Origin of the sequence: Brucella tritici (genome assembly GCF_008932285.1) — a bacterium.
Classification (GTDB): domain Bacteria; phylum Pseudomonadota; class Alphaproteobacteria; order Rhizobiales; family Rhizobiaceae; genus Brucella; species Brucella tritici.
Genome location: NZ_WBVY01000004.1, coordinates 205152 through 221658, shown reverse-complemented (window position 1 = coordinate 221658; position 16507 = coordinate 205152). Strand labels below are relative to the sequence as shown.

Genomic DNA, 16507 nt, shown 5'->3' with positions numbered 1-16507 from the left:
CGGATCCTGAAAGCCATTTCACAGTTTTCGGGATGCGTTTTTATCCGCCACGCTGTTCATAACCTTCGACGTTTTCTCCATCCATCTTCTGACGCAAATGCTGCTTGAGCTTATCAAGCTTGTCTGTGTCCCATCCGGTCACGCTGGTGACCTCCAGCCACGCATCCACATAATGTTCCGGAGCATAGACATGCCCGTGTCCTATCGGTGTGGTGGTGCCAAACGCCATGTCGAGCGCCAGTTGCAGCATGGTGACAACTGGATACCATCGCAATTCCGGCGAAACGTCGGGCCCGCGCGGCGCCTGCATCCAGTCAGGCTGACGGTAGAATGACAGGCTGTCGAAGAAAGTCACCGGATCGCTGGCATATTGCAGATAAACCACACGCATCGGTCCCCAGCGCGTTCCGTTTCCTGGCGCTTCGCCATTCTGATTCATGAAACGCGCGAAGGAGCCGTCACGGAATACGGGCAGCCATTCAGGCGTTCCCGGATTCCTTCGCCTCGTCATGGCTTTCCAGTCGCGGCTCGGGAAAGGGGGGCCGCTCCACAAAGCGCCGTTGATCGGATCGTCGAGCATTTCGAAAAGCTCGGAGGAGACTTCCGAGTTCATTGCGCCGAGGCTCAATCCATAAAGATACAGGCGAGGACGCTGATTGTGCGGCAGCTCTTTCCAGTAATTATAGACGGTGATGAACAGGGCTCGGGAAGCTTCTGCTCCGTATTCCGGTTGAAACAACAACGACAAGGGACTGGAAAGATAAGAATATTGCATGGCAATGCTGGCTACATCGCCGTTGTGCAGAAACTCCAGTCCGTCCATGGCTGCGGGATCTACCCAGCCCGTACCGGTTGGAGTGATGACGACCAGTACAGAACGTTCAAAGCCATGCTGACGCTTTAATTCCTCAAGGGCCAGTTCGGCTCGTTGTTCAGGTGTATCGGCAACTTGCAGACCCGCATAGACCCGTATCGGATCGATGGCCTTTTCACCGATCAAGGCGGCAATATCGGCAGCCTTGGGGCCTGAGGAAACGAACTCGCGTCCGGCCCGCCCCAGTTCGTTCCAATGCAAAAGCGAAGCGGCGCTGCCAGTCTCGTTCGATGCTGTCGGTTGCGGGCGATCCGGCTCGATCAAAGCGTCAAATTCGCGAAACGAACGATCCAGAACTTTGAAAGTGGACTGGATGAGCAGGCCGTTGGCGATGGTCCAGATGAGTACCACCGTGATCGTGACGCCCAGGACATTGGCTAACCGCCGAGGCATGACGAGTTGCACTTTGGCGGAAACGAATTTCCCTAGTCGAATGAGAAGGCGAACCAGAATCAGCAGAACCAGAAATGTCAGCACAGCCAAAGCAGAGACGCTCATTGGATAGGCGCTCGACACCGGCTCCATATCCATGACTGCACGAACTGAGTTCTGCCAGCCCGCGGCAAAATAAAGTGCTGCGATTGCGACCGCGAGACAGATGACACCAACAATAAGATTGACCCGGCTGCGCAGCCGGTTTCGAGGTTCTGGCAATTCGAGATAGTGCCAGAGCCAGCGCCACAATACGCCGATGCCATAACCGACTCCGAAGGCAACACCTCCCAGAATTCCCTGCATAACATAGGTTCGTGGGATGAGGCTCGGGGTGAGGGCTGCAGCGAAAAACAGCGTTCCGAGCGCGACACCCACGCCGGACAAGGAACGTCGGAAATGAGAAAGTGCCTTGGTGGCCAGAGACATGAAACACCGCGCTGTTCTATTATCCTGATAAAACTAGCTGTAGCACGACCTGGCGGCAAGGTCCTGCCCCTGGGGACAGCAAAAGCTGGATAGTCTTGTTTGCGCACATCGGGATTCGGAACCACCTACCTATCAAGGAGTATTCAGCAGTCCAACGAGCGTGAAAAACACCAGTTCCGCAACGCAACGCGGTTAGGCATGCCCAGACCTGTGATTTTTTTGAATTTATGTTGGAGAAACCTCATTTTATGGTGTTGACCAATCCGCAAGCCGCCCTTATGTTCCGCCGCACTTCCAGGGGCGATTTGCTCCTCTTGGGAGCGCGTAGCTCAGCTGGTAGAGCAACTGACTTTTAATCAGTAGGTCTTGGGTTCGAACCCCAACGCGCTCACCAAAATCAATAACTTAGCACCATATTTTTATGTGTCATTTTACAGCGATCTCAACTTTTTACAGGTTCGCGCTTATTGCGTTCCCTTTCTGATCGCCTCGATAACATCCCCACCAGCCAAGTAGTTCCGGCGAATTATCGTCTCACATTCGGATTGCGAATGACCTGAGATTTCAGCGATCCTCACAACATCCATTCCATTCGCATAAGCGTAGGTGATTGCCGTGCCGCGTAAGTCGTGGAAGGTGACACCTTTGATGCCTAGTCGAATCATCTCCTTCTTGAAGGACGAATCAAACCCGGAGGATGTCCACATGTCTCCGAAGCTATTCGCCAGAACCCTTGTGCGATTCTTCTCTTTGGCCGTTCGCAGTATTGGCAAAATCTCATCAGCTGGCTTAATCCTCACCCTCGCGCCAGTCTTCCCTTGGGTGATCCAGAGTAGACCGTCGCTATAAGCAATCGTCGGCAGCCCAAGTACGTCGCCCTTTCGCTGCATCGTCCAGAGAGCCATCTTGACCACGTCGGCCAGATGCTGAGGTGCCTCATTCAGAAACTTCGATAACTGGCTGGGCATCCATATGATGTCCTTCCGGTTTGATTTATGGAGCTTGCCTGCCTTCTCGAGCGGGTTCCTGATGATGATCTCGCGATTCTTCGCCCATGACATGATCCGGGCCAGCACAGTTATGTGCAGGTCTGCCGAACGCGGTGTAGCCCGCATTTCATCCCGCCAATCCATAAACACGCGCCTTGCTCCCCGCGCTTCAAGTGCTTGAATGGGGAGCGTTCCGAACTTCACAGAAATGACGCCGGTCATTCGTTCATAGTCGCGTTTCGTGGATACGCTGAGTTTCTGATAATCCGCGGACACCAGATATTCTCCGACGAGCCAAGCGAGAGTCTTCGGCTTGGCGTCTGCTCGCTTCTTATCTTTTGTAAGGCGGAGGTATTCATGCATGAAAGCCGGAGTATCCGGCTTAGACTTCATGCGTGGTCCGCCACGCCAGGCATAATAGTACTCGACCACGTCGCCATTTGGCCGCGTAGCCTTTACCTTATGCACTCCGACGAGTTCGACCTTCATTCACCCACCGTTCGAGAGCACTTTCTGCGCTTTCGTCTTCTTCGTTTTTCTCATTGTTCTGGATCGTGTGAAGAAATTCAATCTCACCCGTCTTGTGTAGTCTGGCACACATCCCGGTTTCAGCCGCGGCTCTGGCTGCATCCATGATTTCAGCCTTGGAGAAGGTTCTCGCCTTACTCATAGATCACCTCCTGAAAGATGTGATTGGTTCTTTCTTTGTTCACGGTATAAGACAGCCAGCCTTGGAGGCTGTCATGGGTACATTCAGCACGAACGCGACATTGGGTGATTGCCTGCGCTGTGGTGAGATCATCACGGCGCACTGTCATACGTGCGGCAGATACGCTGAACTTGATATTCAGGCGCTGGCGGATGAGCTTGGCCTTGCGCATGGTGCAATGCGCAAAGACCTTGCACCCAAGCTGAAATGCTCTGTCTGTGACGGCAAGCGCCTGCAACTGCTGTATTCTAACATATGCACGAGGCGAACTGGTCTGGCTCGCAATACATGGGGCGGGCTGTGACATCCTCACTCCCTTTCCCGCAGTGCGGCGCGGCTCCGCTGAATGTCTTGGCAAATGACGTTCCAGACAAACAAAGGTGCGCCGCCTGCCGACCAGCCAAGTTCACGGGCCTTTGCGAAGACTTCGGCGCGCCCTGTGTCGTCAATCAGCTTTTCGATGTATTCCTTGGTGATGTTCATTAGGAACTGCCTTTCAGGGCTTGGCGACCGGAGCCGACAAAGCAGTAAACCAGATCGCCCGGTTCGAAATACTCGGCGTTGGCTACGTTCTTGTGCCGCGTGGGGTTGAACTTCTCGGTGCGTAAGACGCCATATTCAAGACCAAGCTCCTGAATGGTGCCGCCGTCTGCATCGCTTCCATTGAAAGCGAACTGGCACAAAGCAAGCGCAAAACCTTCATAATCAGGCTGTTTCATTCGCTCTGCTCCCCAAGTGCGGAGGCGGCGAGCATCTTCGGCCACAGCACTTCCCCATATTGCCAACCATCGCTGCATTCATCCAGCATCGCTTCTGTCGGATCCTGTAGAGCGGCGAGGATGGTGGAGATGGCGGCTTGAGCCGTTGGCGACCAATCTATGATGATTTCGTCGTCCGTCATCGTTTCAACGGGCGGATTGTCTATTATTGCCTCGGCAACCAGTGCAATGAGTTCCTTACTCGGCATTGCTGGAAACCTCCCGAAGGATAGCATCGCGCTCGATAGCAATCGTGTTGATGCAATTGGCGATACTGTCTTCAATGCTTTTCTCAATGTTGTGCTTCGCAAAGGCAGAGATCGTTGCCATTGCCTCTCTCACGCCTGTGCCAGTGTGAGCAAAGGTTTGATCAATAGACACGGTAACGGTGAACAGGCCCGAGCTAACAAGCCTCTCGTGGTTGTTCCGAAGCCATTTCAGAGCTTTTTCATTGCTCTCAATGCATTCTGTGGCTTTGTTGATGCGTTCAAGGTTCATGGCTTGGATGCCTCCTTTGCGCTCAAGATGGCGATGCACATCGAGATTGCTGCCGTAGCTCCAGACGCAGTTCCCGGAGTGACGAAATTATGCACAGGGTAGACCATTCCGCAGTTATGTCCGTCTTTGTCGCTTCTTAGAAAGAAGCCCCACCCCGGCAACACCCTCTCAGCCAGCGCGATAGCGGCGTCTACAGAGGCGGTGAGTTTCGGTATGGGACCGTAAAGCACAGCGCGAGGTTCGTCTGACATCAGATAGCGCCAGATTTCGCCATCCACTTCCCTGTCAGGCGCGTCTAGCTTGGAGAGACGGGTAATGAGGTTCTGGGTCATCACCAATCACCCCCGTCATTTGGAATGTCGAAATTTGGGCTTTCCGGTTTCTGAGGTTGATCTGACATTCGGGGGGCCTCGACATAGTGCAAAAGCTCGTCCAGTTGCTTACCGCATCCGTGCTCGCGCATTTCCTCCTTGAGGTCGTTGGGCGTCATATCCCATCGGTCCAGCAGGTTGCCGATGATACGGTCTCGGTCATCGCCGTCGGTCTTGGTCCAAGGAGCCGACGCATCATCAAGCCGCTCGTAGATATCAGCGGCGCAAGGCTCAGCGCATGAAAAGCTCAGGCCGTCGTAGATACTGCCAATTCTGTATCCTTGATCTTGCGCCCATCGAACATCCGCAGGGTCAGCCACGTCGATTGCCCCGACGCGACGATAGCTTGGTGGGCAATCATCTCCGATGAAAGTGAACGACTTGCGTTTCTCAGCGTGGCGGCTCATGACGACTTCCCTCCCAGCGCTGCTCGGGCAGTCTCAGCACAAAATGCGTGGCCCTCTCCGGTCATTGAATGCGATGCGCTTTGTTCGATTTCTTCCAGCGCCCGTTCAGCCGCCACGAGTTTGGCTTCGAGTTCGGAGATACGTTTCAAAGCGGGATCAACGCGAGCTTTTTCCTGCTCGTACATAACTACAGCCTCTTTCCATGCCTGACGGGCCTCTTCCTTCTCCGCTTCGGCACGTTCTGCCCGCTGGATAATAATGGGCTGCACTGTGTTGACGGCTTGATCGAGCTTGTATTCAGATACTTCCGCACGGTTCCGTTCCGCCGCCAATAGCTCATCAGCCTGCGAACGATTAATGACAGATAGCACACGGGCATCGAAATCAGCCTGCGCGGCGGCAATAGCGGCTTTTCTGTTTGGGAATAACTTGCATCCCGTTCCTGCAATAGGGAAGTCAAGAACGTATTGCCCTAAATATTCAGTAGCTAAGCAAGGACGCACCGAGTAGTTACCAACGATTGTTCGAGCTACGTGCCAACTATCCGGCGCGTCCCACTTCAGTTTCTCCACCGTCACCAACTCCCCGCATGCCTGCGAGCGGGGCTTATTGTAATCACCAGCATCGTGCGTGGTGACATAATCCTGTGGAATGTTAGAAAAGGTAGTTTGGTCAATCTTTTCCCCGCAGCGTTCACAATAGTGCTGCCTACCGTCTGAATATACGTAGCTGCGATGCCTTCTCTTTCCCCCAATCCCAAGTGGACAGGGGTGTTTATCTGTCACCAACTCCCCGCACTTGCCGGTAGCATCCGGCGATACGGGAGCAACGGGGGTGGGGCGGGTGTTCCAAACGTTACTCAGTTCCTCGAAGAAAAGAGGGCATGCATCCATAGCGAATGTCGCGCGCGATGACGCGCCGCACTCATTGCAAGAAATGCGATGAAACTTTCCGTCTGTATCCATGTCCGGAGTGCTTCGGAAGGAAAGCCGATTGCTCCCGCAAAGCGGGCAGGGCAGTAAATCAGCCATGGTTTTGGCTCCTATCATATATGGAATGAGCGAGATCAGCAGCGTCTACCCAAGTTCTTCGGCTCACAATTTCACGAGGTAGGCTTTCGCTAATCCCAAACCGTGCGGCAATGGACTTACATTCCTCGCCTCGGAGGCGGGCAAGTGCTACCTCAACAGCTGCGCTGAAATCCAAGCGCTTATTCCTTCTGTTCCGCGCCTGTTGAACTGGCGTTGCCCATCGACAATTGCCCGGCTCGTAGTTGCCATTATTGTCGATGCGATCCAGTGTTTTGCCATCTGGCCTTTCGCCCATATCTTCAAGAAAGGCTTCAAACGACTTCCAGCGCTCGCAGACGGTTATTCCTCGCCCAACATGCTTGTTGTGCTGGTCCCGATCCTCATACTTGCAGCGCGACAACATCGACTGCCAAGAGGTGTACGTTGGGCTGTCTCCACGCCCATCAATCCTGGAAGAATGACCATGCCGAATATGCTGCTCTGACCATTTGCGCGGATCATAGTTCGGCCAAGGCTTCAGTTCACTAGCCATGACGGTCGCCTCTTGATGGGTGGGTGGCGTCCGGTATTTCGTTGCCCCATACTGTCCAGCCATCTCGAAATCTCCGTGCAAAAACGTCAATCTTGTTCGCTTGTGGCGAATAAATTCCGTCAATCATCTCGTAAAAAGCGTCTGGCTTGACGCTATGGCCAGTAGGCGGGGCCATGATTACGTTGGGGACACGAAGCGAACTCGGTATCGGCTTGTTTCCTTTTACGCCGAATAAGATGTGTTCAGTAGCGCCCCGGAAAAACCAGCCCATGCCGCCGCCATGAACGCTTCCATCCCGTTTTGTTTTGGTCCATGTCAGAGTTGTTTTGTAGGTAAAGCCCCACCGTTTCATTACCTCAAAGGCGAACGGAAGCTTTGGGTTGGTTACCCATAGATAAAGGTGCGCATCGCGGCTTGCCCAGTCGTTTATGGGGGCGCAGTCAACGATTGCCTCAATACCTTTCCCGGTATTGCGGTTTATTTCTTTCCCATTGTGACCGATGGTCGGATAGTGAGCTTCGGCCACTCTGTTCGGTCGCCCAGTGTTGGAACCATATGACCAAGGGGGATCGACCACGAGAACATCATACGAGGATTTGTTCTTCATCCGAACAACCTCCCGAAGCGTTCGCCCATATTCAGGCCGTGGTCATAGGCTTCTGAAAGACGGTCGTCGTCGTATGTCATCCCGACGGAAACGTCATAAGGGCACAGAAATCCCTCTTTTACCCCTAGTAAGTAGGCCACAATTATAGAGATCATGACCCCGCCACCTCGTGAGAAGGTGCAGATGGGAGAGTGGAGCGGGGGAGCCAACGCTTCGGATAAACCTCATCGTCAGCTTGCAAGTCCCACCAGCCGAACCAATCGTTAATGTCGTCAACAGCGTACCGACAGAAGCCAATTGAGCCATACTTGGTCAGATAGATGATTTCCGTCCCATCCTTCGGCGCGCTTTCTATCGGCAACCACCCATCCCCCTCGACCTTACCGGCGTCGGCATGGTCCGGGGAGGATAGGGCGCGGATGGCGGCGGATGCTTCAATAAGCAACACGAGCGGAACGATTTGGCATTCCTCGCCATCTGGGCTCGCGTATTTCAGCTTGGTGCGTTCTTCCAATTCGTCGGCAATCTTTGCCGCTTCCTCCAACGCCAGCTTACGCGCTGCGGATGGCTCCCCTTGCGGTAGGTGAGGGAGGGGGCGAACGCCAAGTGCCCACGCCTCATTGTAGACTGCGAGGGCAAACTCCTGATTTTCCCGCGTGAAGTCTGCGCCGAACTCGGCAGACAGATTAAACGCCATCACTTCAAGCATGGTCTGGGTCGGCTGCTGCGGGATAAGCCGATAGCCACACGGAGCATCCATCATGAAGGGGATAGCCGCCGACAGTGCCAAACGCATACGGCGCGCCTGTTCCGGTAGTGGCGTTGCATTCATGACATGCGGTCGTGTTTCTTCGAACCAAGCGTTGATTGCCGCATTCACGGCTTCTTCCGGTACTGTGGTGGAGGTCATTGGACTGTCTCCCCTTCGCCGTTCTCTTTGACGATGACGAGCGCATTAGCCAGCGCTTGGTTGATATCGAGCGTCAGAACTTGGAGGAGGTCGCTTTCTGGCGTCCCTTCAAACATAACCAAGTAAGTTCCGATCACGCCGGTCAGAGCACCGGCCATAATTGCGCGACGGCGTTCAATCGTAGGTAAGTCATTAGACTGGTCGCTCGTGAAAGCATTGAACACCACCATTCCAACGCTCTGACGGGTTGCTTCTGCAATCACGTCGAATGGGCAATTCGGGTCGAACTGTGCTTCTTCCGGTACTGTGGTCATGGCTGGACCTCGCGGGCTGCGATCATGGCGTCGGCGTACAGATAGGCGTTGGTCGCCAAATTGCGCCTTACATCAGCATCTGTGCTAAATTTGCCAACTTCTTTGATAAAATCGGAAACATATTGGCTGGCAAGAAACCCTTGAAGCGCCATAGACGCGAAGTAATCGCGAAGCGACATACCGGGATCGGCAAATATCCCACTGTCTGAACCGCCTTCGCATGGGAATGCTGCACCACCTGTGTTGATATCAGTCATGCTCGCGCACTTTCGCTAACAGGGCGACCGAATATGTCGCGCTTACGGGGAGGGAGTTGTTTTGTGAGGCGCTTCGGCTGCTTGTCCTTGGCGGAAAGCTTTGAAGATGGTTTGATAGCGCCGTTGTTCTTATCCCTCTGTCGGTCGGCCTTGCGGGTGCGGCGAATATCGTCTGCCGTCTTTTCCGCATGACACTGCTGGCAAAGCACTTGAGCGTTGACCAATACCGGCTCGCCGCCTAGAATGTCAGGCAGAATGTGATCCACTTCAGCCTCTCCCTTTTTGAGAGCGGCCTTGCATTTCTCACAGTGACCGGCAGCGCGCTCGATAGCGGCGGTGCGGATTTTTCGTGTAAACTCTTTGCGGGCCATGTCAGTGCCTCGCATAGCCGAGTTCTTCGGCCAGTTGCTCGGCCATCAGGCCGTTAAGTTCATCGTAAAGGTGGCTTCGCGGTCGATGCTGGCGCTTGGCCGTCTCGATTTCCGCTATCTTGGCGGTAATCTCGGCCTGAAGGTCGCGGCGCTCCGGTTCGGGGAAAAGCCAGTTGAAGAATTTTGCAATGAAAGAGGGGATCATCACGCAACCTCCTCACGGACATAGCCGTAGGTTTCGGCAAGCCACTTCTCAGCCTTCTTGAAGAAAGCTTGGAATTCAGCTTCGCTCATCTTGTCAAAGGAAATTGAACCGGGGAGTTGAACCTTTAGGCCGTCCGGCAAGCGGACCAAATCAACCACGCCCGTCTCAAGCTTGATGATTTCGTGTAGGCGGTCGGCGCTATAATTCAAACCGTAGCCGTCAACGACTTCCTGTATCATTGCCCAATAGGCACGATGACGGGAAACATTGCGAAACTGTTTTATTTCGACCTTCACCAGTTCGCCGTTGCGAATGCTGTCCAGTGCGGCCATGTCGAACTCCATGGCCGGGACAAGGGCATTCCCCTTGCGAACGAAACCATAAATTGGCTTTTCTCGCTTGCTCATGGCTCACCCCGCATTGACAGGGTGAGAGTTGAGCATTGCGCGAAGAACGCGGGCGATCTGATGCTTGCGAAGATCGAAGGCGCGTTGAAGGGCTTCTTCATCCTCGGTCAAGGTAGCTTCAACGTCGAAGTCATCCCAGATTTCTACAATCTGTTCCTCGGTCTTGCCGGTCGCCATGGCTTCATCGACTTTAGACAGAAATGCCTCAAGGTCGAAGGCCTCACCGTCATTGACGATTTCGGCTTCTTCAATGACTTCCTCTTTCGAAGCGGTAATGGCAGGCGATGGCGGCGATGGTGGAGTGACGTTTACTGGTTCATCGCTCCCGGCAATCTCGTTTGCTTCGAATTCGTCGGTAATGCCACCAAGAACATCTGCAAAAAGTTCGCGCAGGCAGTAACCGGCAGCGCGCCACGCAAGCATGCGCTTCGGATATCGGAACCAAGGCGCATCGTTCGGGACTTCCTTGAATTCTCCATAAACTTTGCGCCTGACCATTTTGCGGTCATCCCACAGACCGGCAGACCGAGCATCAGCTTCAGAAAACTCAACGCGCTTTTCTTCTCCGTTGTCTGCTCGCTTGGCTTCACACCATCCGCATTTTCGGGCTTCATCATATCCGGTGCGAATATAAGCAGCCTTACGGGAGCGGCGGGCAACATTGATGATGCCATCACCATAAAGAGCAGGGCGTCCGCCGATAACGGTGAAACTACGAAGGGCTACCATTGGCGGCAGGCCAAGTTCGGCACCAGCCATCACGGCGATAGCCACGGCGCTTACAGCTTCTTCGCCTTCCTTCTTCCCGACAAGCGCTTGCGGTGCCAGACCAGCACGAACGACCATCGTTGATACACGCCACATTTCTTCGATGCTGCGTGGGATGATAGCGCCAACCTGCGCACCGGCCATAAAAGCAGGAACATTTGACGGGCGAGATTGCATTTCAATGACAGCGCTCATTATGCGGCCCTCTGTTCTTCAAAGCGCTCGACGCCAGCAACTTCGATACCGGCGCGAACCGCACGGTTGGCAAGCTGCTCGACAAGAGCTTTCATTTCGGGGTGATCTTTCAGGGCAACCAAGGCCTTGTCGTAATCAACGATCCGGGCAGAGACGAAAGTGCGAAGGCTGACCTTTGCCCCAGTACGACCAGCTTGCGCATTCGTGGCCTGAGCAGCTTTCTCACGCTCGGCAGCTTCTGCCTTTAACTGTTCAGCCTCGGCCAATGCCGTTTCGTCGTTGCCTTGCTCAGCGGCGCGGGCGCGTTCATCAGCCTCACGGCGCAACCGGTCGGCTTCTTCCTGCTCCTTGCGGCGGCGCTCGTTTTCAAGGCGTTGCTGCTCGATCAGGAATGCATCCATGTGGCGCTTGAGCTTCTTGGATAAGTCGGCAGGTTCTTCCTTGAGGTCGCGCCATTTGTCATCGACAGCGCGGCCCGCGTCCAAATGAGGTTGCTTATCGACCTTGTGCAGATCAGTGGCTTTCTTGGCGATCCCGGCGAGCTTCTTCGACCAGACTGCCGCCTTGTCGGCCTGCTCCTGAGTGGTGATAGGCGTTTTCAGGAAGGTATCGGCCAATTCCTTCTCGGCCTGAAATTCCAGCTTAAGCGCTTCGTGGGGATCATCCGGCAGATTGTGACCGATAGGCGCAACCGGCGCGTCATCATCCCAACCATTGCCATCGACAGCCTTACGATATGCAGCCTCGGAAACCGGGAAACGGCAAACCCACGACCATAGGTCCACCGGATCGCCCATTTTATCGCCAATCTTTGCGACAAGCTGGCCGTCTTGTTCCCAGATGGCGACCGGAAGCCAAGGCCCATCCTTGCCGTTGCGCTTGCGGTAAAAACCGGGCTGTGCATCGCCCTCGTGGACTGGCAGTCCCTTGCCCACTTCTTTCGGGTCTGCAAGCGCGGCGGTCCAGAATTCATAGGTATGGGTCATGCTGCAATTCCTTCTTGAACAAGGTCGCGTGTGTCGGTCAGGTCGAGGTAAATCGACCGAATTTCACGACGGGCGTCATATGGGAGAGGGCGGGCGAGAAGATCGCCAGCGGCTTCAATACGATCTTCGATAGGCTTGTCTGTGCTGATTGCGGTCAGATACAAATCAACCTGTTCAGCGCTGAGGTGATCGGCGTGACTGGTCATGGCTTACCCCTACCGGCTGTCAGAGCCGATAAGCAGGCTCTGCTTGGTCGTGATGAAAACCGGGCCAAGTTCTTCCATGCGAATAGCGTGATGGGCGTCTTGAAGCGCAAAGCCGAACTGCTTGGCGTTGAATGAAGTGTTGCGCTTGAACCAACGCTCGAATTGCTCCGGCGTGGCTTCGGCACGGTACAGTTCAATGTCCTTGAGTTCCGCCGCCTGTTTTTCGCGGTACATGGACCATGCAAGCTGCATGACGCGCTTTTGGCGGGTTACTTCACGTACCGGCTTTTGTGCCTTTACGGTCAGTCCGGTCAGCGTCCTTGCAAGGTCTGTGTAGGTTGTCTGGATAGAGGGATGCATGTTGCGCTCCGATCTCGTTTGTTGAGATCGAATATACACGCTTCTGCGTGCATTGCAATAGAATACACGCAATTACGTGCAATTAGTTTTGACGCCATCCCGCGCCGTGCTAGAATCAGCGGCATCCCAGATGGCCATTTTTACTGTTCATCAACCGCCATCGGTTAACCATAAAGGGATGCTAGGAGCGGGTGATGGCTGACACGTCGATTGAATGGACAGATGCAACATGGAACCCAGTTGCCGGATGCACGATCCTTACCGCTGGATGCACTAATTGCTACGCGATGCGCATGGCGGCTCGATTAGAAGCCATGGGCGTTGAAAAGTACGTCGGCACGACACGCAAATCAGGTGGGCGTGCAAAATGGACAGGTAAAATCGTCCTAGATGAGAACGCCTTACAAATCCCTGAGACTTGGTCAAAACCTCGGCGCGTGTTCGTCAACTCGATGTCCGACCTGTTTCACACCGATGTGCCGGAAGAATTTGTGAGGAAAGTCTGGGATGTCATGGCGCGCACCCGTCGTCACACTTATCAGATACTTACAAAACGTCCTGACCGCATGGCGGAAATTCTCCAGAAGGACGGGTTTAAAGTCCTTTCCAATGTATGGCTGGGGACCAGTGTAGAAGATAGCCGTGTGCTACACCGACTTGATGAGCTCCGCGAAGTTCCTGCTGCGGTTCGGTTTGTCTCATACGAGCCGCTAATTGGTTCGGTTGCAGGCGGAGAACTTAGAGACATACATTGGGCAATCGTCGGCGGCGAAAGCGGACCGAATGCCCGACCAATGGATCCGCGCTGGATTGATGAGATTTTTGATCAGTGCACGGATGCCGACGCCGCATTCTTTTTCAAGCAGTGGGGTGGCAAAAACAAAAAAGCCACCGGCCGCGTTTATCGTGAACGCACTTGGGATGAGCTCCCACGCTTGAGTATGTGAGACGCGATATCTGAAGCCAGTTTGACAGCGGGCGGACTCGTATTTGAAATTGCGAAGAAAAGAGAGGCGAGAGGCGCGCCGTTTTTGTGATGCAAGCGGATCGGCTTCAGTACTGCACCTCTGAAGGCATCTGACAATCTTTCTGCCACATAGGCTTCAATGGCGTCGACATCAGCAGTCCTGGCCGTTGCAATTGGATCGCCGAACAAATCGGTTGTTATTGTCTCATGGTTGTACCAGCGATTGTACCATTCTTCTGTACCAAAGAGCCTATTGAGCGCTCGTCGTTTATCTGCGCTCAATTTTGGAGCTTGCTTAGGTGCATTTCTGTAAAGGCCTGAAAGGGGAAAGAAGTACCAGCAATCCAACGCCTCAGTTTTCCCGATTTCAGAAACCGTCTGCCAATCTACTTCCATTCCATACGGATCAAGAAATATAACGCCTCTAATGCCACGTCCAACCGTATTTGGCCCTCGCCACGGGGTCCTTTTGCACAAACGCTGCACTAGTTCATTCGCATCACCATTTTTAAGTATTACACGCCTTTCCGGATATTCAGCCTGCAACTGGATGAGAGCGTTGTAACGATGCGGATCGCGTTCAATAAGTACCAATGTGTTCAGTGGCGGATCAACGTCCAGTGCGAGGCGGGCCGATCCAGGTGTCGTAACTTCTTCAGGCTCGCTGAACTCTGAACCAAGTAGCGGCAACGCCGGGCGCACTTGAGTGCGTTCACCGGAGCCAGCAAAAGCATCAATATAAATGCAGGCGAATTGCTGTTTGCGAAGCGCAGTGGAAAATGCGGTTAGATACTCATTGAGGCACTGAAGCTTGGTTTCGGTGTCCGGCCCACCGAAAATATGTCCCGCCATGATCTCCCCCTTGAACGTGTCCCCACCGAACATCGAAGCCGATTTACATGGGCAAGTCGAGTCAAAATAGGTGGGAAGAACCGCAGTGCGTGGCGCGCTCTAGAACGGGGGTTTCTTGCCCTTCAAGGAAGTTGGCCTTCCATCTTCGGCGGCGCGATGGCACGCCGCCAGTGTTGTAAGCCAGGCTGATGCTTTAAGCGGCATTTCAATCTCGCCGGACAGCCAGGCTTCCACAAGCGATACATTACATTCCAGCCTGCGCGCCAGAATATCCGGCGTCCAGCCGATATCATCAAGGCAGTGCTGTAAGCTTTCTGGCGTCATGGTCTGTTCTCGTAGTCCAATCAGACGAACATCATCACGATAATGCCACCGAGAACGACAAGGACAAGTCCTCCAATCAACATCGGGGTAAGCGTGCTTCCTTGGGAATCCCCGCCGCTTGAGCGGTCGCCGTCGATGATTACAGCATTATTCCGGGGTCTTTTATCATCCGCCATGATGGTCCTCCGTCGAGGAAATCATATCTTAGCATGTCTCGACGCTATTTGCGCTAGCGCAAAGAAGGCGGGGCACGAACTTTGACTGCAAATGAAAAACCCCGCCGAAGCGGGGTTCATAGTAATTAAGCGTTTTCGTCTTTTGTTTTGTTCTTTTGACGTTCTATTGAGTGAAAAACTCCAATTCGAACTGTTTCATCTTTAATTGTCACGTCGACACCAAACTTAGTTCCCACAGGTGAGAAAAGCCCTTCAAGTTGAATATGCGAAACACCATTAACAGATCTTCCGTCTGGAGAGTTTGGAACCTTTCCCATCGTCTCATCGGCGATTTGTTTCTCTTTCCCATCCTTGTCGATAGATAAAACAGCAATGAGAGGTGTTTGCCCTTCGTACTCTGGAGGGATATCCAAGTAAATGGCGATGCCAAATCGAGGCAAAACAAAATCACCATCTACGTCGGGTTCAAAGAACTCACGGTGGTGAGGAAAAACGCCAATATAACTAACTTGGCGATTTACCTCGATCCGAACGTCTTCGCAAAAGACTACATGACCAGTAAAATTAGGCATACTCATCTAGCTCAACTACTGCCTTGGCTTCTGCTCGAACGTCTATTTTGCCCCGTTCACGGTCAGGGCGTGTCAATTTTACTTCTTTAACGTGGAAATCATCATCCGGGCAGTTGAAATGATTAGAGTTTACCTTGGGAATATCTTTTCTAAATTCCACTACTGGTAAAAATCCCAGCGCCCAGGCTAGATCAGAAATCGTCCTAAGTGTGAGGTTTCCCTCACCAACCAATATTCGATTGACGACTGACCTATCGAGGCCAAGCTTCTTCGCTAATTTTTGCTGAGTTAAACCGTCTTCGCGTGATGCACGAACAAACGCTTTTTGTATTTCTCTATGAGTCTTTGATATCAACCGACCGGCTTGCCGTTTCCGTAGATCAATCTTAAGTTGATACGACATCATTATAATCCCTGCTCTGTATGCATTTGGGTTCGTCTAAATCAAGTGTCGTGCGAACGTATACGGTCTGTGCTATAAAGCGTGGATAAGCTAGCCTTAACTCGATTTCATCCTTCATTTCACCGTAGCAACAAATGAAATGATCCTTCTTGGGGACCCACCCAAATATTCTTATGTCTGGTGTTTTAAGTTCCCAAACATGCCTATCGTCTGGGCGGGAAGTTAATCTTTTAAATCGCCGGTCATAGTTTATATCCTCTCCAGAGATATATTCGTGAAACACCGCGTCCACCTGTTCCAAGGGGTCGGTTATTCCGCCAACAATCGTCGTTTGCAGTTGAGGTAGAACCTCATCTAGCCACAAGACAAAGCCCGGAGTTCCTATCAGTTTCCTGCATGGCAAAGCATTCTGTTCAAGCTCCACTCCAAGGGAAACCAGCTCATCCGTCTCAATAAGTTGCTCTAATGTTGCCATATAAGTCAACACACAATCATTGACAACTGGTAACGATGCCGCAACCAGATTAAACTTTTTTCATGAAATTCAGCTGCGATGCTAAACACAGCTCAGCCCCTTTACGCTGCTTGCCCGATGAC

At 53.1% G+C, this 16507-nt stretch carries 30 protein-coding genes and 1 tRNA gene; 2 read left to right on the top strand and 29 right to left on the bottom strand.

What is annotated here, in order from left to right; all coding sequences use genetic code 11:
• Positions 1-40: 40 nt before the first annotated feature.
• Positions 41-1735: an alpha/beta hydrolase gene (locus tag F9K94_RS15570; RefSeq protein WP_151646762.1), complete on the bottom strand. Its 1695-nt coding sequence runs from the start codon at positions 1733-1735 to the stop codon at positions 41-43.
• 318 nt (positions 1736-2053) lie between these two features.
• On the opposite strand from F9K94_RS15570, the gene F9K94_RS15565 reads away from it, so the two are divergent.
• Positions 2054-2129: transfer RNA gene (locus F9K94_RS15565), tRNA-Lys, on the top strand.
• Between the two features lie 70 nt (positions 2130-2199).
• On the opposite strand, the gene F9K94_RS15560 is transcribed toward F9K94_RS15565, so the two are convergent.
• The 22 genes from F9K94_RS15560 to F9K94_RS15460 all read right to left on the bottom strand — a co-directional run bounded on the left by F9K94_RS15560 (position 2200) and on the right by F9K94_RS15460 (position 12616).
• Positions 2200-3213, bottom strand: a complete 1014-nt coding sequence (locus F9K94_RS15560) for a tyrosine-type recombinase/integrase (RefSeq protein ID WP_235920628.1) — start codon at positions 3211-3213, stop codon at positions 2200-2202.
• Positions 3185-3394 (bottom strand): hypothetical protein, encoded by a 210-nt coding sequence (locus F9K94_RS15555; protein WP_151646759.1) that lies wholly within the window; start codon positions 3392-3394, stop codon positions 3185-3187. Before F9K94_RS15555 ends, F9K94_RS15560 begins: the two co-directional genes overlap by 29 nt.
• The gene (locus tag F9K94_RS15550) at positions 3387-3740 is read right to left on the bottom strand and encodes a hypothetical protein (protein ID WP_151646757.1); all 354 of its coding nucleotides are present in this window, start codon (positions 3738-3740) and stop codon (positions 3387-3389) included. Before F9K94_RS15550 ends, F9K94_RS15555 begins: the two co-directional genes overlap by 8 nt.
• Positions 3741-3742: 2 nt before the next feature.
• Positions 3743-3916, bottom strand: a complete 174-nt coding sequence (locus tag F9K94_RS24445; protein WP_192799513.1) for a hypothetical protein — start codon at positions 3914-3916, stop codon at positions 3743-3745.
• Positions 3916-4152 (bottom strand): hypothetical protein, encoded by a 237-nt coding sequence (locus tag F9K94_RS15545; RefSeq protein ID WP_151646755.1) that lies wholly within the window; start codon positions 4150-4152, stop codon positions 3916-3918. The genes F9K94_RS24445 and F9K94_RS15545 overlap by 1 nt, the downstream gene beginning before the upstream one ends.
• The gene (locus F9K94_RS15540) at positions 4149-4400 is read right to left on the bottom strand and encodes a hypothetical protein (protein WP_151646753.1); all 252 of its coding nucleotides are present in this window, start codon (positions 4398-4400) and stop codon (positions 4149-4151) included. The genes F9K94_RS15545 and F9K94_RS15540 overlap by 4 nt, the downstream gene beginning before the upstream one ends.
• Positions 4390-4689 (bottom strand): hypothetical protein, encoded by a 300-nt coding sequence (locus F9K94_RS15535; RefSeq protein WP_151646751.1) that lies wholly within the window; start codon positions 4687-4689, stop codon positions 4390-4392. The genes F9K94_RS15540 and F9K94_RS15535 overlap by 11 nt, the downstream gene beginning before the upstream one ends.
• A complete protein-coding gene (locus F9K94_RS15530) occupies positions 4686-5021 on the bottom strand; it encodes a hypothetical protein (RefSeq protein WP_151646749.1) in 336 nt (111 codons plus the stop codon). Before F9K94_RS15530 ends, F9K94_RS15535 begins: the two co-directional genes overlap by 4 nt.
• Entirely contained in the window at positions 5021-5467 is a 447-nt protein-coding gene (locus F9K94_RS15525; RefSeq protein ID WP_151646747.1) for a hypothetical protein, read from the bottom strand. The genes F9K94_RS15530 and F9K94_RS15525 overlap by 1 nt, the downstream gene beginning before the upstream one ends.
• Positions 5464-6498, bottom strand: coding sequence for a hypothetical protein (locus tag F9K94_RS15520; RefSeq protein ID WP_151646745.1), 1035 nt, complete (start codon positions 6496-6498; stop codon positions 5464-5466). The genes F9K94_RS15525 and F9K94_RS15520 overlap by 4 nt, the downstream gene beginning before the upstream one ends.
• Positions 6491-7030: a hypothetical protein gene (locus F9K94_RS15515; RefSeq protein WP_151646743.1), complete on the bottom strand. Its 540-nt coding sequence runs from the start codon at positions 7028-7030 to the stop codon at positions 6491-6493. The genes F9K94_RS15520 and F9K94_RS15515 overlap by 8 nt, the downstream gene beginning before the upstream one ends.
• Positions 7023-7637 carry an MT-A70 family methyltransferase gene (locus F9K94_RS15510; RefSeq protein WP_151646741.1) on the bottom strand — a complete coding sequence of 205 codons (615 nt, stop codon included), beginning with the start codon at positions 7635-7637 and terminating at the stop codon, positions 7023-7025. Before F9K94_RS15510 ends, F9K94_RS15515 begins: the two co-directional genes overlap by 8 nt.
• Before the next feature lie 151 nt (positions 7638-7788).
• Positions 7789-8547, bottom strand: coding sequence for a hypothetical protein (locus F9K94_RS15505; RefSeq protein WP_151646739.1), 759 nt, complete (start codon positions 8545-8547; stop codon positions 7789-7791).
• Positions 8544-8861 (bottom strand): hypothetical protein, encoded by a 318-nt coding sequence (locus tag F9K94_RS15500; RefSeq protein ID WP_151646737.1) that lies wholly within the window; start codon positions 8859-8861, stop codon positions 8544-8546. Before F9K94_RS15500 ends, F9K94_RS15505 begins: the two co-directional genes overlap by 4 nt.
• On the bottom strand, positions 8858-9118 hold the full coding sequence (locus F9K94_RS15495; RefSeq protein ID WP_151646735.1) for a hypothetical protein: 261 nt from the start codon (positions 9116-9118) through the stop codon (positions 8858-8860). Before F9K94_RS15495 ends, F9K94_RS15500 begins: the two co-directional genes overlap by 4 nt.
• A complete protein-coding gene (locus tag F9K94_RS24950; RefSeq protein ID WP_151646733.1) occupies positions 9115-9489 on the bottom strand; it encodes an HNH endonuclease in 375 nt (124 codons plus the stop codon). The genes F9K94_RS15495 and F9K94_RS24950 overlap by 4 nt, the downstream gene beginning before the upstream one ends.
• A gap of 1 nt (position 9490) precedes the next feature.
• Complete coding sequence (locus F9K94_RS15485) at positions 9491-9694, bottom strand: hypothetical protein (RefSeq protein ID WP_036577761.1); 204 nt, start codon at positions 9692-9694, stop codon at positions 9491-9493.
• Positions 9694-10101 carry a DUF1367 family protein gene (locus F9K94_RS15480; RefSeq protein ID WP_151646731.1) on the bottom strand — a complete coding sequence of 136 codons (408 nt, stop codon included), beginning with the start codon at positions 10099-10101 and terminating at the stop codon, positions 9694-9696. Before F9K94_RS15480 ends, F9K94_RS15485 begins: the two co-directional genes overlap by 1 nt.
• A gap of 3 nt (positions 10102-10104) precedes the next feature.
• Positions 10105-11064, bottom strand: a complete 960-nt coding sequence (locus tag F9K94_RS15475; protein WP_235920627.1) for a recombinase family protein — start codon at positions 11062-11064, stop codon at positions 10105-10107.
• On the bottom strand, positions 11064-12050 hold the full coding sequence (locus F9K94_RS15470) for a hypothetical protein (RefSeq protein WP_151599278.1): 987 nt from the start codon (positions 12048-12050) through the stop codon (positions 11064-11066). The genes F9K94_RS15475 and F9K94_RS15470 overlap by 1 nt, the downstream gene beginning before the upstream one ends.
• Positions 12047-12256 (bottom strand): hypothetical protein, encoded by a 210-nt coding sequence (locus F9K94_RS15465; protein WP_151646729.1) that lies wholly within the window; start codon positions 12254-12256, stop codon positions 12047-12049. Before F9K94_RS15465 ends, F9K94_RS15470 begins: the two co-directional genes overlap by 4 nt.
• A 9-nt stretch (positions 12257-12265) precedes the next feature.
• Complete coding sequence (locus tag F9K94_RS15460; RefSeq protein ID WP_151646727.1) at positions 12266-12616, bottom strand: hypothetical protein; 351 nt, start codon at positions 12614-12616, stop codon at positions 12266-12268.
• 194 nt (positions 12617-12810) lie between these two features.
• On the opposite strand from F9K94_RS15460, the gene F9K94_RS15455 reads away from it, so the two are divergent.
• Positions 12811-13563 carry a DUF5131 family protein gene (locus tag F9K94_RS15455; protein ID WP_151646725.1) on the top strand — a complete coding sequence of 251 codons (753 nt, stop codon included), beginning with the start codon at positions 12811-12813 and terminating at the stop codon, positions 13561-13563.
• Here F9K94_RS15455 and F9K94_RS15450 read toward each other — a convergent pair.
• The 6 genes from F9K94_RS15450 to F9K94_RS15430 form a co-directional block, all read right to left on the bottom strand.
• Entirely contained in the window at positions 13518-14435 is a 918-nt protein-coding gene (locus tag F9K94_RS15450; protein ID WP_151646723.1) for a three-Cys-motif partner protein TcmP, read from the bottom strand. The genes F9K94_RS15455 and F9K94_RS15450 overlap by 46 nt on opposite strands.
• A gap of 99 nt (positions 14436-14534) precedes the next feature.
• Positions 14535-14759: a hypothetical protein gene (locus F9K94_RS15445; RefSeq protein ID WP_151646721.1), complete on the bottom strand. Its 225-nt coding sequence runs from the start codon at positions 14757-14759 to the stop codon at positions 14535-14537.
• Positions 14760-14779: 20 nt separating this feature from the next.
• The gene (locus F9K94_RS24440) at positions 14780-14935 is read right to left on the bottom strand and encodes a hypothetical protein (RefSeq protein WP_185757968.1); all 156 of its coding nucleotides are present in this window, start codon (positions 14933-14935) and stop codon (positions 14780-14782) included.
• A 125-nt stretch (positions 14936-15060) separates the two neighbouring features.
• Positions 15061-15513, bottom strand: coding sequence for a hypothetical protein (locus tag F9K94_RS15440; protein WP_151646718.1), 453 nt, complete (start codon positions 15511-15513; stop codon positions 15061-15063).
• Positions 15500-15913, bottom strand: coding sequence for a helix-turn-helix domain-containing protein (locus F9K94_RS15435; RefSeq protein WP_151646716.1), 414 nt, complete (start codon positions 15911-15913; stop codon positions 15500-15502). The genes F9K94_RS15440 and F9K94_RS15435 overlap by 14 nt, the downstream gene beginning before the upstream one ends.
• Positions 15894-16394, bottom strand: coding sequence for a hypothetical protein (locus F9K94_RS15430; protein ID WP_151646714.1), 501 nt, complete (start codon positions 16392-16394; stop codon positions 15894-15896). Before F9K94_RS15430 ends, F9K94_RS15435 begins: the two co-directional genes overlap by 20 nt.
• Positions 16395-16507: the final 113 nt, after the last annotated feature.

What these genes read in the sequence shown, in the direction of transcription:
- F9K94_RS15475 (WP_235920627.1), bottom strand. Translation starts at nt 11,064, where the DNA reads ATGAGCGCTGTCATTGAAATGCAATCTCGCCCGTCAAATGTTCCTGCT.
- F9K94_RS15515 (WP_151646743.1), bottom strand. Translation starts at nt 7,030, where the DNA reads ATGGCTAGTGAACTGAAGCCTTGGCCGAACTATGATCCGCGCAAATGG.
- F9K94_RS15435 (WP_151646716.1), bottom strand. Translation starts at nt 15,913, where the DNA reads ATGATGTCGTATCAACTTAAGATTGATCTACGGAAACGGCAAGCCGGT.
- F9K94_RS15525 (WP_151646747.1), bottom strand. Translation starts at nt 5,467, where the DNA reads ATGAGCCGCCACGCTGAGAAACGCAAGTCGTTCACTTTCATCGGAGAT.
- F9K94_RS15505 (WP_151646739.1), bottom strand. Translation starts at nt 8,547, where the DNA reads ATGACCTCCACCACAGTACCGGAAGAAGCCGTGAATGCGGCAATCAAC.
- F9K94_RS15485 (WP_036577761.1), bottom strand. Translation starts at nt 9,694, where the DNA reads ATGATCCCCTCTTTCATTGCAAAATTCTTCAACTGGCTTTTCCCCGAA.
- F9K94_RS15440 (WP_151646718.1), bottom strand. Translation starts at nt 15,513, where the DNA reads ATGAGTATGCCTAATTTTACTGGTCATGTAGTCTTTTGCGAAGACGTT.
- F9K94_RS15510 (WP_151646741.1), bottom strand. Translation starts at nt 7,637, where the DNA reads ATGAAGAACAAATCCTCGTATGATGTTCTCGTGGTCGATCCCCCTTGG.
- F9K94_RS15545 (WP_151646755.1), bottom strand. Translation starts at nt 4,152, where the DNA reads ATGAAACAGCCTGATTATGAAGGTTTTGCGCTTGCTTTGTGCCAGTTC.
- F9K94_RS15470 (WP_151599278.1), bottom strand. Translation starts at nt 12,050, where the DNA reads ATGACCCATACCTATGAATTCTGGACCGCCGCGCTTGCAGACCCGAAA.
- F9K94_RS24950 (WP_151646733.1), bottom strand. Translation starts at nt 9,489, where the DNA reads ATGGCCCGCAAAGAGTTTACACGAAAAATCCGCACCGCCGCTATCGAG.
- F9K94_RS15495 (WP_151646735.1), bottom strand. Translation starts at nt 9,118, where the DNA reads ATGACTGATATCAACACAGGTGGTGCAGCATTCCCATGCGAAGGCGGT.
- F9K94_RS15560 (WP_235920628.1), bottom strand. Translation starts at nt 3,213, where the DNA reads ATGAAGGTCGAACTCGTCGGAGTGCATAAGGTAAAGGCTACGCGGCCA.
- F9K94_RS24440 (WP_185757968.1), bottom strand. Translation starts at nt 14,935, where the DNA reads ATGGCGGATGATAAAAGACCCCGGAATAATGCTGTAATCATCGACGGC.
- F9K94_RS15570 (WP_151646762.1), bottom strand. Translation starts at nt 1,735, where the DNA reads ATGTCTCTGGCCACCAAGGCACTTTCTCATTTCCGACGTTCCTTGTCC.
- F9K94_RS15535 (WP_151646751.1), bottom strand. Translation starts at nt 4,689, where the DNA reads ATGAACCTTGAACGCATCAACAAAGCCACAGAATGCATTGAGAGCAAT.
- F9K94_RS15460 (WP_151646727.1), bottom strand. Translation starts at nt 12,616, where the DNA reads ATGCATCCCTCTATCCAGACAACCTACACAGACCTTGCAAGGACGCTG.
- F9K94_RS15500 (WP_151646737.1), bottom strand. Translation starts at nt 8,861, where the DNA reads ATGACCACAGTACCGGAAGAAGCACAGTTCGACCCGAATTGCCCATTC.
- F9K94_RS15465 (WP_151646729.1), bottom strand. Translation starts at nt 12,256, where the DNA reads ATGACCAGTCACGCCGATCACCTCAGCGCTGAACAGGTTGATTTGTAT.
- F9K94_RS15520 (WP_151646745.1), bottom strand. Translation starts at nt 6,498, where the DNA reads ATGGCTGATTTACTGCCCTGCCCGCTTTGCGGGAGCAATCGGCTTTCC.
- F9K94_RS24445 (WP_192799513.1), bottom strand. Translation starts at nt 3,916, where the DNA reads ATGAACATCACCAAGGAATACATCGAAAAGCTGATTGACGACACAGGG.
- F9K94_RS15455 (WP_151646725.1), top strand. Translation starts at nt 12,811, where the DNA reads ATGGCTGACACGTCGATTGAATGGACAGATGCAACATGGAACCCAGTT.
- F9K94_RS15540 (WP_151646753.1), bottom strand. Translation starts at nt 4,400, where the DNA reads ATGCCGAGTAAGGAACTCATTGCACTGGTTGCCGAGGCAATAATAGAC.
- F9K94_RS15555 (WP_151646759.1), bottom strand. Translation starts at nt 3,394, where the DNA reads ATGAGTAAGGCGAGAACCTTCTCCAAGGCTGAAATCATGGATGCAGCC.
- F9K94_RS15450 (WP_151646723.1), bottom strand. Translation starts at nt 14,435, where the DNA reads ATGGCGGGACATATTTTCGGTGGGCCGGACACCGAAACCAAGCTTCAG.
- F9K94_RS15530 (WP_151646749.1), bottom strand. Translation starts at nt 5,021, where the DNA reads ATGACCCAGAACCTCATTACCCGTCTCTCCAAGCTAGACGCGCCTGAC.
- F9K94_RS15445 (WP_151646721.1), bottom strand. Translation starts at nt 14,759, where the DNA reads ATGACGCCAGAAAGCTTACAGCACTGCCTTGATGATATCGGCTGGACG.
- F9K94_RS15550 (WP_151646757.1), bottom strand. Translation starts at nt 3,740, where the DNA reads ATGTCACAGCCCGCCCCATGTATTGCGAGCCAGACCAGTTCGCCTCGT.
- F9K94_RS15480 (WP_151646731.1), bottom strand. Translation starts at nt 10,101, where the DNA reads ATGAGCAAGCGAGAAAAGCCAATTTATGGTTTCGTTCGCAAGGGGAAT.